This is a genomic window from Kitasatospora sp. NBC_01266 (genome assembly GCF_036242395.1).
Lineage (GTDB): Bacteria > Actinomycetota > Actinomycetes > Streptomycetales > Streptomycetaceae > Kitasatospora.
The window spans coordinates 7,026,437-7,040,060 of record NZ_CP108458.1 but is presented as its reverse complement, the minus strand read 5'-3'; the positions used below and the strand labels follow the sequence as shown (position 1 = coordinate 7,040,060).

Genomic DNA, 13,624 nt, shown 5'->3' with positions numbered 1-13,624 from the left:
GACGATCAGGCTCGTGCGATCGACCGGTGGCCGGTCACCGGGAGTGACCGGCCAGCGGTGTGACGATGGCCGATCCTACCGTCCGGCCCGACTGCCCCGGGACGCCTCGTCGGCCGCCCCGCCCGCACCCACCGGGCGCAGCCGGGCAGCGGCGGTGGCGGCCAGCCGGGGCGCCATCCGGGCCACCTCGCGGGAGCCGACGGCGGCCACCAGCGACGGCAGGATCCAGCGCACCGGCTGCATCCCGCGCAGCCAGGCCTGGGCGTAGACGTGCGCGGAGCGGCGGGCGATCCCGGCCACCAGCCGGTCCACCGCCGGGCCGATCGGATAGGTCCGGTTGGCCGGCCAGGGCAGCTTGGCGCGCATCTCGCGCATCACGTCGTCCTGGTCGGCGCCGCGCACCATGTCGGTGTCGGTCCAGCTCAGGTAGCCGACCCCCACCTTGACGCCCTGGTGGGCGACCTCGGCGCGCAGCGCGTGCGCGAAGGCCTCGACGCCCGCCTTGCTGGCGCAGTAGGCGCTCATCAGCGGCGCGGGCGTGATCGCGGCCAGCGAGGCGATCTGCAGCAGGTAGCCGCGGGTCTCGGTGAGCGCCGGCAGGAAGGCCCGCGCGGTGGTGACGCCGCCCAGCAGGTTGACCTCGATCACCCGGTTGTAGGCGGCCGGGTCGCTGTCCAGCAGCGGCCCGCCGATCGCGATGCCGGCGTTGGCCACCACGGTGTCGATCCGGCCGTAGTGCTCCTTGATCCGCTGGGCCGCGGCACTGAGCGCGACCAGGTCGGTGACGTCGGCCTCCCAGCTGGTCGCCTCCGGGCCGCACAGCTCGGCGGCGGCCTTCAGCTCGGCCGGTTCCAGGCCGACCAGGGCCACCCGGGCCCCGCGGTCGGCCAGCTTGCGGGCCATCAGGGCGCCGAGGCCGCGGGCGGCTCCGGTGACCACGACGACCTGGGCGTGCAGCGGCGGAACACTCATGCGACGTCGGTCCTCTCGCGGGTCGGGTGGGTGCCGGTCAGATGGCTGGTGACCAGGCGGCGGATCTCGGCGCCGACCTCGTCGGGGCGCTCCACCGGCGCCATGTGGCCGGTGCCGGGCAGTTCGGTCAGGCCGTCGGCCCGGCGCAGCGCGGCGCGCATGGCGCGGGCGTGCACCGGCGGGGTGAGCTTGTCGTGGCTGCCGACCAGGATCGCGGTGGGCGCCTCGAGCATGGTCAGGCCGGGCCGGACGTCCAGTTCGCCGAGCACCCGGGCCCAGTGGGCGCGCACCGGGGTCGGGCAGGCGTGCACGATCGCGGCGCAGGCGGCGACCCGCTCGGCGGGGGTGGCCGGCCCCATCGTGGCGTACTTCAGCAGGGCCCTGGAGAGGCCGGTGACCGGGCCGAGCGGCAGCCGGGACTGCAGGATCTGCCGGTGCAGCAGCCGCCGGACGGCCGGTGCGCGCAGGGCCGGCGGGACCACCAGCAACTGGTCGGTCAGGTCGTTCGGGCCGGTGCTGCAGAGCAGCACCGCCGCCGTCCGGGCGGCCACCGCACCGCGGCCGCCGGCCGCCATGATGGTCATCCCGCCCATGCTGTGACCCGCCAGCACGGCCTGCTCGCCCTCGGGCACCACCCGGGTGACCACCGCCTCGAGGTCGTCGGCCAGCGCCTCGGTGGAGTAGCCGCGCCGGGTGGCGGGGATGTCGCTGCGGCCGTGGCCGCGCTGGTCGTAGGCGAACACCCGGTGGTCGGTGGCCAGCCGGCTGACCACCGGCGCCCAGAACGCGGTGCTGCAGGTCCAGCCGTGCGCCAGCACCACCATCGGCGCACCGGCGGGACCGAAGGCCTCCACGTTCAGCCAGCTGCCGTCGGCGGAGCGGACCCGCAGCCGCTCGGCGGGCTCGGGCAGCACGAGATCGGAGTGGTTCACGCGGTTACCTCCACGGGGGCGGCGGGGACCTGACGCTTGATCAGGTCGTACTCGGCCAGGTCGATCCGGCGGGTGGCGCGGCGGAAGGCGCTGGTGGAGCCGGGCCACAGGGTGGTGTTCTTGCCGTCCTCGGTCAGGTACCAGCTGCGGCAGCCGCCGGTGGTCCAGACCGTGCGGGACATCCTGTGCTGCAGGCGCTGGTTCCAGTGCCGCTGGGCCCGCTCGGTGGGCTGCAGCGCGGTGGCGCCCACCGAGTGCAGCGTGTCGAGCGCGTCGATCAGGTAGTTCAGCTGGGACTCGATCATCAGGATCATCGAGCTGTTGCCGAGCCCGGTGTTCGGGCCGATCACGAAGAAGAGGTTGGGGAAGCCGCGCACGGTGGAGCCGCGCAGCGCCTCCATGCCTTCCTTCCACTCCTCCGCCAGGCTCTGCCCCTGGTCGCCGAAGACCTTGGCGCCGATCGGCATGTCGGTGACGTGGAAGCCGGTGCCGAAGATGATCACGTCGGCCTGGTGCTCGCTGCCGTCGGCCGCCACCAGGGTCGAGCCGCGCACCTCGCGCAGCCCGGAGGCGACCACCTCGGCGTTGGGCGCGGCCAGCGCCGGGTAGTAGGTCTGGCTGAGCAGGATCCGCTTGCAGCCGATCCGGTAGTCGGGGGTGAGCTTGGCCCGCAGCTCGGGGTCGCGGATCTGCTGGGCCAGGTACCGCTCGGCCAGCTTCTGCACCAGCTTGAGCGCGCCGGGGCGGCGCACGAAGGCGTCCACCTGCAGCTCGCGGGTCGCGAAGAGGGCCGCCCGGCGCAGCGCGGTGGTGGCCGGCACAGCCCGGTGCACCCGCTTCTCCAGCTCGCTGATCTCCCGGTCCACCTTCGGCAGCACCCAGCCGGGGGTGCGCTGGAAGAGCGTCAGCCGGCCGACCCTGGGCTGGATCGCGGGCACGATCTGGATCGCCGAGGCGCCGGTGCCCACCACCGCGACCCGCTTGCCGGTCAGGTCGAGGTCGTGGTCCCACTGGGAGGAGTGGAAGACCTGGCCGGGGAACTCCGCCAGCCCCGGCAGCTCGGGGACGGCCGGGTCGGAGAGCGGTCCGGTGGCGGAGACCAGGGCGTCGGCGGTCCAGCAGCCGCGCGTGGTGGTGACCCGCCAGCGGGCCTGCTCGGCCTCCCAGCGGGCCTCGATGACCTCGTGGTTGAGCCGCAGGTGCGGGCGCACGCCGAAGGTGTCGGTGACCCGCTCCAGGTAGGCGCGGATCTCGCCCTGGCCGGAGAAGCTGCGCGGCCAGTCGGGGTTGAGCGCGAAGGAGAAGGAGTAGAGGTGCGAGGGGACGTCGCAGGCGCAGCCGGGGTAGCTGTTGTCGCGCCAGGTGCCGCCGACCGAGTCGGCCCGCTCCAGGATCACGAAGTCGGTGATGCCGGCCCGGCGCAGCCGCACGCCGGCGCCGATCCCACCGAAGCCGGAGCCGATCACGGCGACCCGCACATGCGGGACGGCCTCGGGTGACTGCGGCCGGGTGCGTTGCTCGGAGCTGCTGGCTGCCATGCGGCGGGTCCTCTCTTGGGGGCGCCTAAGCGTACGAGGAGGCCAATCGCGCCAGTGATTACTGGCACGATTGGCAGGGTAGCTGTTGACAGCGCGTCTAGGAAGGAGTCCGACCGGGCCGATTTTCCCCTGCTCCCCGCCCTATGCTGGCGGCGTGTCAGAGATCGAGGTGCCAGAGAGCGAGGGCGCGGAGAGCGAGGGCTCGGGGGGAGAGAGCGGGCCCCGCGAGTACCGGGTGGCCGAGCTCGCGGCGGCGGCCGGCATCACCACCCGCACGCTGCGCTTCTACCGCGAGCGCAAGCTGCTGCCGCCGCCGCGGATGGCGGGCCGGATCGCCTGGTACGGCCAGGCGCATCTGGCCCGGCTGCGGGTGATCGCCGAACTCCTGGAGCGCGGCCACACCCTGGGCGGCATCGCCGAGCTGATCGGCGCCGGCGAGAGCGGCCGGGGCGTGGCCGCGCTGATCGGCCTGGAGGCCGCGATCATCTCCCCGTGGTCGGACGAGACCCCGGTCTCGCTGAGCTGGGACGAACTGCGCGCGGCCTTCGGCGACCAGCTGACCGAGGCCAACACCGCCGAGTCGCTGGCCCAGGGCTACATCACGGTCACCGACGACGGCATCACGCACGTCAGCCGCCGACTGATGGACGCCACCGTCGCGCTGATCGAGGAGGGCGTGCCGCTGGCCGCCGTGCTGGACGCCAGCCGCAAGGCCCAGGAGTACGCGGACGCGGTGGCCGAGGTCTTCGTCGGCCTGATCCGCGACCAGTTGCTCGCCGTGCTGGCCGACGAGCGGCCGCTGCCGCCGGGCGAGGCCGCCCACCTGACCGAGCAGCTGACCCGGATCCGCCCGCTGGCCCGCACCGTGGCGGACGCCCAGTTCGGCCTGGCGCTGGACCGCCGGGTGCACGCCGAGTACGAGGAGTTGCTGCGCCGGCGGCGGTAGCGGGGGCGGCAGCGAGCTCGGTGCGTCAGCCCAGGTCCCAGGTCCGTTCGGCGGCCCAGCGCGCCATGGTGTGCCAGCCGACCTCCGGGTGGTCCCGGTGCAGCGCCTCGACGTCCACCTCCAGGCCGACCTGCTGGAAGTAGCGGAACATCGCCGCCAGGTCCGGCGAGTAGCCCGCCACCTCGGCCAACGGGACCTCCCGGTGGACGATCTCGCGCCCGCAGGCCGCGCTGATCGCCGCGGCGAGCTGGACCGGCGTGCGCCACTGCGAGGCGATGTCGATCCGGCGGCCGGCGAAGCGCTCGGGCCGGGTGAGGGCGAGGGCCGCGAAGGCGCCGATGTCGGCCGCCGCGATCACCGGCAGCGGCCGGTCGCCCGGCATCGGCAGCGCGAGCACGCCCTGGCGCAGCAGCTCCAGGGTCCAGCTGTTGGCGTAGTTCTCCATGAAGACACCGGGGCCCAGGATCGTGTGGCCGAGCGGCAGGGTCGCCAGGTGCCGCTCGATCAGGTGCTTGCTCTCGAAGTGCGGGATCCCGGTGCCGCGGTCGGCGTTGGACGCGGAGCTGAACACCACGTGCCGCACGGTGCCCGCCGCCACCGCCGCGTCCAGCAGCGCGATGCCCTGGCGGGTCTCGGCGGCGAAGCCGGTGCTGAACGGCGTGGACCCGGCGCCGAACGGCGTGGACATCGCGAAGAGCGCGTCGGCCCCGGTGAGGGCGGCGAGCAGCGAGGCCGGGTCGTCGAAGTCGGCCCGGACGACCTCCGCGCCGAGCGCGCGCAGCTCGGCGGCGGCGGGCGAGGCGGGGTCGCGGGTCAGCGCGCGGACCGGGTGGCCGGCGCGGCGCAGGGCGTGGACGACGGCGCCGCCCTGGGCACCGGTGGCACCGGTGACGGCATAGAATTGCTGTGTCATGCAGCAAACCTAAAACCATTGCCTGCGTGGCGCAACTAATTACGGAGGGCCCATGACCCGCGAGGACCGGATGACCCGCGAAGACCTGCTGGCCGAGCTGCGCGCCGAGTCCCGGCGCTACATCGCCTCCTACGTGCTGTTCAACCAGGCCGTCGCCGACCACCTGGGCCTGCACCCCACGGACGTGCAGTGCCTCAACCTGCTCTCGCTCGAAGCGGGCGCCGTCACCACCGGCCAGATCGCCGAGCTGACCGGGCTGACCAGTGGCTCGGCCACCCGCCTGGTCGACCGGCTGGAGAAGGCGGGCTATGTGACCCGCGCCCGCGACACCCAGGACCGGCGCCGGGTCCTGGTCCAGCTGGTCCCGGCGGCGATGGTGCGCTTCGGCGACCTGTGGCGCGAGCTGAGCCCGGACTGGGACGCGCTCTTCACCGAGGACGACGAGGCCGAACTGGCGCTGCTGATCCGCCACATGCGGCGGACCACCGAGCTGGGACGCCGTCAGGTCGCCCGGCTGGCGGGGCGGCCGCCCCTTGACTAGAGAGCGCTCGATCCGGTGGACGGGCGACGCGCGGACGGTGTCCAGCGGGTGGTCGGCGCGCGTCGCGGCCGATCGAGCGTGCGAGAGTGGTAGCCGAGCGAAGGGAGCGCACCGGCGTGCTCATGGAGAAGGTGGCCGAGATCCTCGTCGAGGCATCGGCGCAGGCCGTTGAGCCGCGGTTTCGGGCGCTGGCGGCCGGCGAGGTGATCGAGAAGGCCCCCGGGGACCTGGTGACCGTCGCCGACCGGGAGGCCGAGATGATCATCACCCGGCGGCTGCGCGAACTGCTGCCCGTGCCGGTGGTGGGCGAGGAGGCGGTGGCCGCCGATCCCGGGCTGGCCCGGGCGCTGCAGAACGAGCCCGCCTGCTGGCTGGTCGACCCGATCGACGGGACCGGCAACTTCGTCGCCGGGCGACCCGACTTCGCCGTGATGGCCTCACTGGTCCGCGACGGGCAGGCGGTCGCGGCCTGGATCTGGCATCCGGTCACCCGCACCGCCTACAGCGCCGAACTGGGCGCGGGCGCCTGGCGCGACGGCCACCGGCTGACCCGCACCCCGGCCCACCCCGATCCGGCCCGGTGGCGCGGCCTGGCCAAGTCCTACCTGCGCGTGGGCCGGTTCCCCGGCCTCACGGCCGAGCCGTCCGCCTTCGGACAGCTGACGGAGGGTCGGCGGGCGGCCGGCATCGAGTACCCGCTGATCGCCGACGGCGAGATGGACTTCCTCTTCTACTGGCGCACCCTGCCCTGGGACCACGCCCCCGGCTCGCTGCTGGTCCGCGAGAGCGGCGGCGTCTCGGCCCGGCTGGACGGCTCCCCCTACCGCGCCGACCCGCCCGGCGGCGAGGACGGTCTGCTGGTCGCCTGCGACCAGCAGACCTGGGAGCGGACCCGCGCGATCCTGCTCGGGCAGGACGACCAGAGCCGCTAAGGCCTGTCGTCGAACCCCCTTCGGCTCAGCTCACCAGAGCACCGGCAGCCGCTCCGGCAGGCGCTTGATGAAGCCCGGACGCCAGGCCAGTTGCGCCGCCGGCAGCGCCAGCCGCAGGCCGGGCAGCCGCGTTACCAGGGCGGTCAGCGCGATCTCCGCGTGGGTGCGACCGAGGGCGGAGGCGGGGCAGAAGTGCCGGCCACCCCCGAAGGCCAGGTGCGGGTTGCTCGTCCGGTCGAAGTCGATCCGCTGCGGTTCGGGGAAGACCTCCGGGTCGTGGTTGGCGCCCTCGATCAGGATCAGCACCAGCTCGCCCGCCTTGATCGCCACCTCACCGACCCGCACGTCCGCCAGCGCGATCCGGGGCAGCGCGTCGCCGATCGAGAGGTTGTAGCGCAGCAGTTCGTCCACCGCGCGCCCGATCACGGCCGGTTCGGCGCGCAGCCGGTCGGCCAGCTCGGGCTGCCGGGCGAGCGCGATGATCGCGTGCTGCAGGAAGGCCGAGGTGCTCACCGCGCCCGCGCCGAAGAGCGACAGGGCCACGGTGGCCAGCAGTTCGTCACCCACCTGGTCCGAGACGTCCGGCGAGCGCCGCAGCTCGACGAACCGGCCGAGCAGGCCCCGGGTGGGCGCCGGGTCGGCGTTCAGCCGGTCCAGCAGGTAGCCGAGGTCCTTGTACCAGTTGGGGGCCGAACCCTCGAAGGGCCGGGGGCTGGTGATGAACGCGAGGTCGATCCCGGACATCAGCCGCCGCCAGTCGTCGGTGGGGATGCCGAGCAACCGGCAGTGCAGCGCGGCGGAGTACGGATCGGCGAAGGCGTCCCGCAGGTCGGCGGGCGCGCCGTCGGCGACCACCCGGTCGAGCAGCTGGTGCGCCTGTGCCTCCAGCCAGCCGCCCAACTCCTGGTCGGCGCGCGGCGAGAGGGCCTTCATCACGGCGTCGCGCAGCCCCGCGCTGTTGATGTTGCCCATGTTGTCGACCACCTCCGGCGGGATGGTCAGTGCGTACTGGCGCGGCACGCCGGGGTTGGCGGTGTCCTTGAGGCTGAACCGGTCGTCCTCCAGCACCTGCTTGGCCAGCCGGTAGTTGCTCACCAGCCAGGCCTCGTCGCCGGTCATGGTCCGGACCCGGGCCACCGGCTGTTCCGCGCGCAGCCGTTCGGCCTCCGCGGGGAGCACGTCGCCGCGCCGGGAGAGTGGGAAAGTCGGCAGCTCGGCTCGGTCCGGCGTGCTGGTGGTCATGTAGGTGTTTCTCCTTGACTGACGTGGATCAGCTGGAACGACATTGAACGATGTTGAACGGCCTTGACAGGCAGGGCTGTTGGCTCGTTGGAGCCGGTCAGGCGGCGAGCGGCTCGGTGGCCTCCGGTGACGGCTCCTCGACCGGCCGGACCACCGCGTATCCCTGGGTGGGCGCCGCGCGCAGCCCCTCGCTACGGCCGAACAGCACTGGCGTCAGCGGGAGTTCGACGTGGTAGCAGGAGATCGAACTGGCCCTGCCGAGCAGCGCGGGGGTGTCCAGGAAGAACGGCAGTTCCGCGCAGATGTAGCGCAGCCCGGCGGCCAACTGCCCGGCGTCGGCAGCCACTCCGGTCGGCAGTCGGCCGGCCAGGAAGGCCCGCGCCATGCCCTCGGCGGCCTCCCGGAGGACCGGGTCCTCGCGCAGCGCCCGCCGCACCTCGGCGTGCAGCCGCTGGTAGGCCGGCGCGGCCAGGAAGTCGGAGAGCGCGTGCATGGCGACCCGGTTGAGGCCGGCCTCGGCGAGGCCGCGCTCGATCCGCCGGGCGGTGGTGCGCACCTCCTTGGCGGCCCGGCGCTTCGCGTGCTCGGGGGTGTAGCCGAAGGCCTCGAACTGCGCATCGACGTGCAGGTCGGCGTGGACGACGTCCACCGCGTCGAAGAACTCCCTTCCCCAGGTCACCAGTTCGGCGATGCGCCGAGCGCTGAAGTAGCTGTTGCCGGGGCTGACTCCGATCAGCAGGTGGTCGCCGCGCAGCCACAGCCGGCGGCAGCGGTCGGAGAAGGGCAGTGCCTGGTACGGGCTGGGCTTGGTGCTGATGAGCGATTCGCTCATGGCGCGGCCTCCGCGTGGCATGGCTGGATTCACCCTCGGGGTGAGGTCGCAGCAAGTCAGGGGAACAAGTCACGATCCAGGGAAAAACCGCCCGGCCGATCGGGCACGGGCTGGGCGCGGCAGCCGAACGGCGGCGCGCGCGAATCCGGGGGCGGCTCGCCGCGGGCAGCAGCGAGCGGCCGAACACCGGACTATTGACGGGCGTTCATCGAAATGTGACGCTGAATTCACGCCCGGCGAAACCAGGGCCGGTCCGACCGGTCCCGCCGGGCAGGCCCCGGGCGGCCGCGGGGCGCGCCCGGGTCACACCGGGTCCGGGACCACCGCCACCCGGAGCGCGGGTGGCACGGGTGCGCCGTCGGGGGTGGCCACCACGGACGCCGGGGCCGTCGCCGGCCGCGCCCGATCGCTACGACATGCCGCAGCCACCGCGAATCCGCGGTTGCGCATGACGGGTCCCCCTTGTGCCGCTAGTCCCTGGGCGCCGTGTGCTCCCGGTGTGGCGGCGACTACTAGAAGCTATCGCCGCCGGTCGGCTGCTCCGCAACCAATGACCGGCGGTTGGCGAAAAATCGCCCATGGCACGGCCGGAAACAATCGCCCGACGCCCCGCCCGCACCAATCTCCCTTGTTTTCCCAGGAGTTCCAGGAAACGTCCAGGCAGTGCTTTCCGAATTCCTCACGATGCGTCACGCCGATGTGCTTTCCACCAATTCTGCGGCGGCCCGGCCGGCCGCGCGCTGTGCGCCGCGCCCCTTTCCCGAATTGCACCGCCGCTACCCCAGATCGCGCCCGGTCTCGACCACCAGGTCCAGCAGCCGGGCCAGCTCGGCCTCGGTGGTGTGCGGATTGAGCAGGGTGAGCTTCAGCCTGACCAGACCCGCCGTCACTCCCGGTACAAGCGACGGGAGTTCGGTGCGTCCCAGGACGGCCAGCCCGCCGGACAGCAGTCGGCGGCGCAGCTCGGCGTTGAAGGCGTCGACGGCCGACGGATCCGCCCGGCCGGCCGGATCGGCGGGCAGCGCACGGAAGAGGACGGTGGTCAGCAGCGGATCGCCGTGCAGTTCCAGCTCGGCGCGGCGCCGGATCAACCCGGCCGCCGCCTGGGCCAACTGGTGGCAGCGGTCGACCAGTTGCCCGAGGCCGGCCCGTCCCAGGGTGCGCAGGGTGACCGCGATCGAGAAGGCGTCGGCCCGCCGGGTGGTGCGCAGCGAGCGGCCCAGCAGGCTCGGATAGCCCGCCGCCTCGTCGTCGGCCGGGTTGAGGTAGGCGACCCGGCGGGCCAGCGGGGCGTAGCTCTCGGCGCGGCGGACCAGGAAGATCCCGGCCGCCACCGGCTGCCAGCCCAGCTTGTGCCAGTCCAGCGAGACGGAGTCGGCCCGGTGCAGGCCGTCCAGCAGCGGGGCCAGCCGGTCGGAGAGCAGCGCGCCGCCGCCGTACGCGGCGTCCACGTGCAGCCAGGCGCCGTACTCGGCGGCCAGGTCGGCGCAGCGGTGCAGCGGGTCGATCGCGCCGGTGTCGGTGGTGCCGGCGGTGGCGACCACCGCGAGCGGGGTCTGGCCGCTCCGCCGGGCGGCGGTGAGCGCCGTGGCGAGTGCCGCCGGGTCCATCCGCTGGTCGCGGTCGACGTCGACCGCGACCACGGCCCGCTCACCGAGGCCCAGCACGGCGGCGGCGCGCTGGATCGAGAAGTGGGCGGCCCGGGAGGCGAAGATCCGTGGCCGGCGCGCGCGGTCGACGCCGTCCAGCTCCACCTGGCCCGGCAGCAGCTGGTCACGGGCCAGCAGCAGGCCGAGCAGGTTGGACTCGGTACCGCCCGAGGTGAGCACCCCGGCCGCCCGGTCCGGCCGGTAGCCGACCAACGCGGCCAGCTCGGCCAGTAGTTCGGTCTCCAGCACGGTGGCGGCGGGCGCCTGGTCCCAGGAGTCGAGCGAGGGGTTGAGCACGCTGACCGCGAGGTCGGCGGCGACCGCGACGGCCAGCGGCGGGCAGTGCAGGTGCGCGGCGCAGGCCGGGTCGGCGGGGTCGGCGCTGCCGTGGGCCAGCAGTTCGGTGAGCGCGATCAGCGCGGCGGCGTCGGTCGGCGCCGTGGCGCCGGCGCTGCCGGGAGCACCGACGGCGCTCGGCGCCCCGACGGCCTGCGCCACCTGCGCGGCCAGCGCGCGCGGCTCGCCCGCCGCCAGCGGGCCACCCCGGCGGGCCGCCCCGACCGCCAGCGCGTCCAGCACGGCGGCCAGCAATGGGCGCAGCGCCGCCGGGCCGTCCACCCCGCCCGCCAGCGCGGGCAGCCCGAGCGGCCGGGGCGACGTCGGCCCAGCTGAGCCATCCGAGCCGCCCGGGCCGTCCGAGCCGTCCGAGCCGTCCGGCTGGGGCAGCGTCAGCGCGCCCGCCCGGGCCGCCCCCCGTGACCGTTTCCGATCCTCGGTCATGCCGCACCTTCGACGGCCGCCGCGATCGCCTCGGCCAGCCGCTCCAGCACCGCGTCCACCTGCTCGTCGGTGATGGTCAGCGGCGGCAGCAGCCGCAGCACCGCGTCGTGCCGTCCGCCCAGCTCGACGATCAACCCGCGCGCCAGGCAGGCCTCCCGGACCCGCGTCGCGAGCGCGGGGTCGGCCGGCCGGGCACCGCAGGAGTCCGACTCGCCCGCCGGATCGACCAGTTCGACGCCGATCATCAGCCCGCGCCCGCGTACGTCACCGATCACCGGCAGCCGCCCCTGGAGCGCCGTCAGCTCGGTCAGCAGCCGGCGCCCGACCTGTGCCGCGCGCTGCGCCAGGCCGTGCGCGGCCACGTACCGCAGCGTCGCGGTGCCGGCCGCCATCGCCAGGGTGTTGCCCCGGAAGGTGCCGGTGTGCGCGCCGGGGCGCCAGCGGTCGTACTCCTCCCGGTAGACCACCACCGCGAGCGGCAGGCTGCCGCCGATCGCCTTGGAGAGCACCATCGCGTCCGGCACGATCCCGCTGTGCTCGACGGCCCACATCGCACCGGTCCGGCCGACCCCGGTCTGCACCTCGTCCAGGATCAGCGGGATGCCGCGCTCGGCGGTGATCCGGCGCATCGCGCGCAGCCAGTCGTCGGGCGCCGGCACCGCGCCGCCCTCGCCCTGCACCGCCTCCACGATCATCGCGGCGGGCCGCACCACGCCGCCCAGCGGGTCGTCGAGCAGCCGCTCGGTGTAGTCGGCGGCCAGCCGCTCGGCCGCCGCGCCGCCGACCCCGAACGGGCAGCGGTAGGCGTACGGGTAGGGCAGCCGGGTGACCTCGCCGCCGCTGGGCAGCGGCTCCTTGACCGCGACGTTGCCGGTCACCGCGAGCGCGCCGGCCGTCATGCCGTGGTAGCCGCCGGTGAAGGCCAGGGTGCCGCGCCGCCCGGTGCTGATCTGCATCAGCTTGAGCGCGGCCTCCACCGCGTCGGTGCCGGCCGGGCCGCAGAAGTGCACCCGGGCCCGCTCCGCGAAGGCGGCGGGCAGGCTCTCCAGCAGCGCGGTGGTGAAGTCGTCCTTCTCGGCGGTGGCCAGGTCGAGCAGGTGCAGCGGCGCCCCGCTGTCCAGCGTGCGGCGGATCGCCTCGAGCACCACCGGGTGGTTGTGGCCGAGCGCGAGGGTGCCGGCGCCGGAGAGGCAGTCGAGGTAGCGGCGGCCGTCCGCGCCCTCGACCGTCATGCCGTTGGCGCGCACCGGCACGATCGGGAACGAGCGCGCGTAGGTGCGGGCGGCGGACTCGCGGACCTGCTGGCGGTGCAGGATCGCGCCGCCGGCCAGGGGGGTGGGTTCGGTGGTGATGCTCACGAGAGACTCCCACAAGGCTAGCCAAGATTAGGTTAGGCTTACCTTAGTTCAGAGTCCAGCGGCCTCGTACCGTGCTGTCAACGACACGCCCACCCCCGAGGTCACGGGCGCCCCCCGCGCTGGCCACGAGCCGACGGCGGACCGGCCCGTCGGTCAGTTCAGCAGCTCCAGCAGCGGGCTCAGCCCGGCCGGACGCCGGTCGACCGGCAGGTGGTCGACCAGGTGCAGCGAGCAGCCCAGCGCGGCCGCTCCGACATCGGCCCGGCGGTCGTCGCCCACCATCAGGACGTCCTGCGGCGCCAACCCGAGCCGGTCGCAGGCCTCCTGGAAGATCGACGGGTGCGGCTTCTGCGCGCCGAACTCGAAGGAGAGCAGGTAGGCGTCGACCAACTCGTCCAGCCCGTGCGCCCGGAAGACCGGCCGCAGGTCCCAGCCGATGTTGCTCACCACCGCGATCGGAACCCCCCGCCGGCGCAGCTCACGCAGCGTCGACTCGGCGTCGGGATACGGATCCCAGGCTTCAGGGGTCATATGACGGTCGTACAGCGCGTCGGCCAACTCCGCCATCGGCGAACCGGCCGCCCGGACCAGCCCCGCGTACGCCGCCCGGTGCCGGTCGGCGCTCAGGTCCCGGGTCGCCCAGGCCTCGGCCAGCTCCGGGGGCACCGCCCGAGGGGCGGGACCGCCCGGCAGCGCGCCGCTGACCTCGAGCCGGCGCCCCCCTTCGGCCAACTCCTCGGCGCTGAGCGCGAGACCCGCCGCCGAGGAGACGGCCGCCCACCAGCGCTCGGCCGACTCGATCCGGAAGAGGGTGCCGGAGAAATCGAACAGGACTCCCTTGATCATGTGATCATCCTGCCATACAGCAGTTTTGACTCTCCGTCACACCAAGTGACGCACTGACCTGGCCCGCCCCGCCCGGGATCACCAGGCCGGTCTCGTAGGCGAGTACCACTGCATCGCTTGACGGGAGCACGCGACGGCGGTCC

General features: G+C 74.1%; 12 protein-coding genes. 3 read left to right on the top strand and 9 right to left on the bottom strand.

Translation table 11 applies throughout. The features are described from left to right. Positions 1 to 75 precede the first annotated feature (75 nt). The 3 genes from OG403_RS30295 to OG403_RS30285 are packed head-to-tail and all read right to left on the bottom strand — an operon-like array spanning position 76 to position 3,442. Positions 76 to 972 (bottom strand): SDR family oxidoreductase, encoded by an 897-nt coding sequence (locus OG403_RS30295; RefSeq protein WP_329570001.1) that lies wholly within the window; start codon positions 970 to 972, stop codon positions 76 to 78. Beyond that, on the bottom strand, positions 969 to 1,904 hold the full coding sequence (locus OG403_RS30290; RefSeq protein ID WP_329569999.1) for an alpha/beta fold hydrolase: 936 nt from the start codon (positions 1,902 to 1,904) through the stop codon (positions 969 to 971). Before OG403_RS30290 ends, OG403_RS30295 begins: the two co-directional genes overlap by 4 nt. Next, a complete protein-coding gene (locus OG403_RS30285; protein ID WP_329569997.1) occupies positions 1,901 to 3,442 on the bottom strand; it encodes a flavin-containing monooxygenase in 1,542 nt (513 codons plus the stop codon). The genes OG403_RS30290 and OG403_RS30285 overlap by 4 nt, the downstream gene beginning before the upstream one ends. A 154-nt stretch (positions 3,443 to 3,596) precedes the next feature. Here OG403_RS30285 and OG403_RS30280 point away from each other — a divergent pair, with 154 nt between their 5' ends. Beyond that, positions 3,597 to 4,388 (top strand): MerR family transcriptional regulator, encoded by a 792-nt coding sequence (locus OG403_RS30280; protein WP_329569995.1) that lies wholly within the window; start codon positions 3,597 to 3,599, stop codon positions 4,386 to 4,388. Positions 4,389 to 4,413: 25 nt separating this feature from the next. On the opposite strand, the gene OG403_RS30275 is transcribed toward OG403_RS30280, so the two are convergent. Continuing rightward, the gene (locus OG403_RS30275; RefSeq protein ID WP_329569994.1) at positions 4,414 to 5,301 is read right to left on the bottom strand and encodes an NmrA/HSCARG family protein; all 888 of its coding nucleotides are present in this window, start codon (positions 5,299 to 5,301) and stop codon (positions 4,414 to 4,416) included. A gap of 52 nt (positions 5,302 to 5,353) precedes the next feature. Here OG403_RS30275 and OG403_RS30270 point away from each other — a divergent pair, with 52 nt between their 5' ends. Further along, positions 5,354 to 5,842, top strand: coding sequence for a MarR family winged helix-turn-helix transcriptional regulator (locus OG403_RS30270; protein WP_329569992.1), 489 nt, complete (start codon positions 5,354 to 5,356; stop codon positions 5,840 to 5,842). A 122-nt stretch (positions 5,843 to 5,964) separates the two neighbouring features. Next, a complete protein-coding gene (locus OG403_RS30265; RefSeq protein ID WP_329572647.1) occupies positions 5,965 to 6,774 on the top strand; it encodes an inositol monophosphatase family protein in 810 nt (269 codons plus the stop codon). 30 nt (positions 6,775 to 6,804) lie between these two features. On the opposite strand, the gene OG403_RS30260 is transcribed toward OG403_RS30265, so the two are convergent. From OG403_RS30260 to OG403_RS30240, 5 genes are all read right to left on the bottom strand, one after another. Further along, a complete protein-coding gene (locus tag OG403_RS30260) occupies positions 6,805 to 8,016 on the bottom strand; it encodes a cytochrome P450 (RefSeq protein WP_329569990.1) in 1,212 nt (403 codons plus the stop codon). A gap of 97 nt (positions 8,017 to 8,113) precedes the next feature. Continuing rightward, positions 8,114 to 8,848, bottom strand: coding sequence for a tRNA-dependent cyclodipeptide synthase (locus OG403_RS30255; protein ID WP_329569988.1), 735 nt, complete (start codon positions 8,846 to 8,848; stop codon positions 8,114 to 8,116). Positions 8,849 to 9,624: 776 nt separating this feature from the next. Then, positions 9,625 to 11,277, bottom strand: coding sequence for a pyridoxal phosphate-dependent decarboxylase family protein (locus OG403_RS30250; protein ID WP_329569987.1), 1,653 nt, complete (start codon positions 11,275 to 11,277; stop codon positions 9,625 to 9,627). Continuing rightward, positions 11,274 to 12,635, bottom strand: coding sequence for a diaminobutyrate--2-oxoglutarate transaminase family protein (locus OG403_RS30245; protein WP_329569986.1), 1,362 nt, complete (start codon positions 12,633 to 12,635; stop codon positions 11,274 to 11,276). Before OG403_RS30245 ends, OG403_RS30250 begins: the two co-directional genes overlap by 4 nt. A gap of 153 nt (positions 12,636 to 12,788) precedes the next feature. Then, positions 12,789 to 13,481: an HAD family hydrolase gene (locus OG403_RS30240; protein WP_329569984.1), complete on the bottom strand. Its 693-nt coding sequence runs from the start codon at positions 13,479 to 13,481 to the stop codon at positions 12,789 to 12,791. Positions 13,482 to 13,624: the final 143 nt, after the last annotated feature.

Coding starts and splice junctions, on each gene's coding strand:
- OG403_RS30285 (WP_329569997.1), bottom strand. CDS start 3,442: ATGGCAGCCAGCAGCTCCGAGCAACGCACCCGGCCGCAGTCACCCGAG.
- OG403_RS30255 (WP_329569988.1), bottom strand. CDS start 8,848: ATGAGCGAATCGCTCATCAGCACCAAGCCCAGCCCGTACCAGGCACTG.
- OG403_RS30240 (WP_329569984.1), bottom strand. CDS start 13,481: ATGATCAAGGGAGTCCTGTTCGATTTCTCCGGCACCCTCTTCCGGATC.
- OG403_RS30295 (WP_329570001.1), bottom strand. CDS start 972: ATGAGTGTTCCGCCGCTGCACGCCCAGGTCGTCGTGGTCACCGGAGCC.
- OG403_RS30260 (WP_329569990.1), bottom strand. CDS start 8,016: ATGACCACCAGCACGCCGGACCGAGCCGAGCTGCCGACTTTCCCACTC.
- OG403_RS30275 (WP_329569994.1), bottom strand. CDS start 5,301: ATGACACAGCAATTCTATGCCGTCACCGGTGCCACCGGTGCCCAGGGC.
- OG403_RS30265 (WP_329572647.1), top strand. CDS start 5,965: ATGGAGAAGGTGGCCGAGATCCTCGTCGAGGCATCGGCGCAGGCCGTT.
- OG403_RS30270 (WP_329569992.1), top strand. CDS start 5,354: ATGACCCGCGAGGACCGGATGACCCGCGAAGACCTGCTGGCCGAGCTG.
- OG403_RS30250 (WP_329569987.1), bottom strand. CDS start 11,277: ATGACCGAGGATCGGAAACGGTCACGGGGGGCGGCCCGGGCGGGCGCG.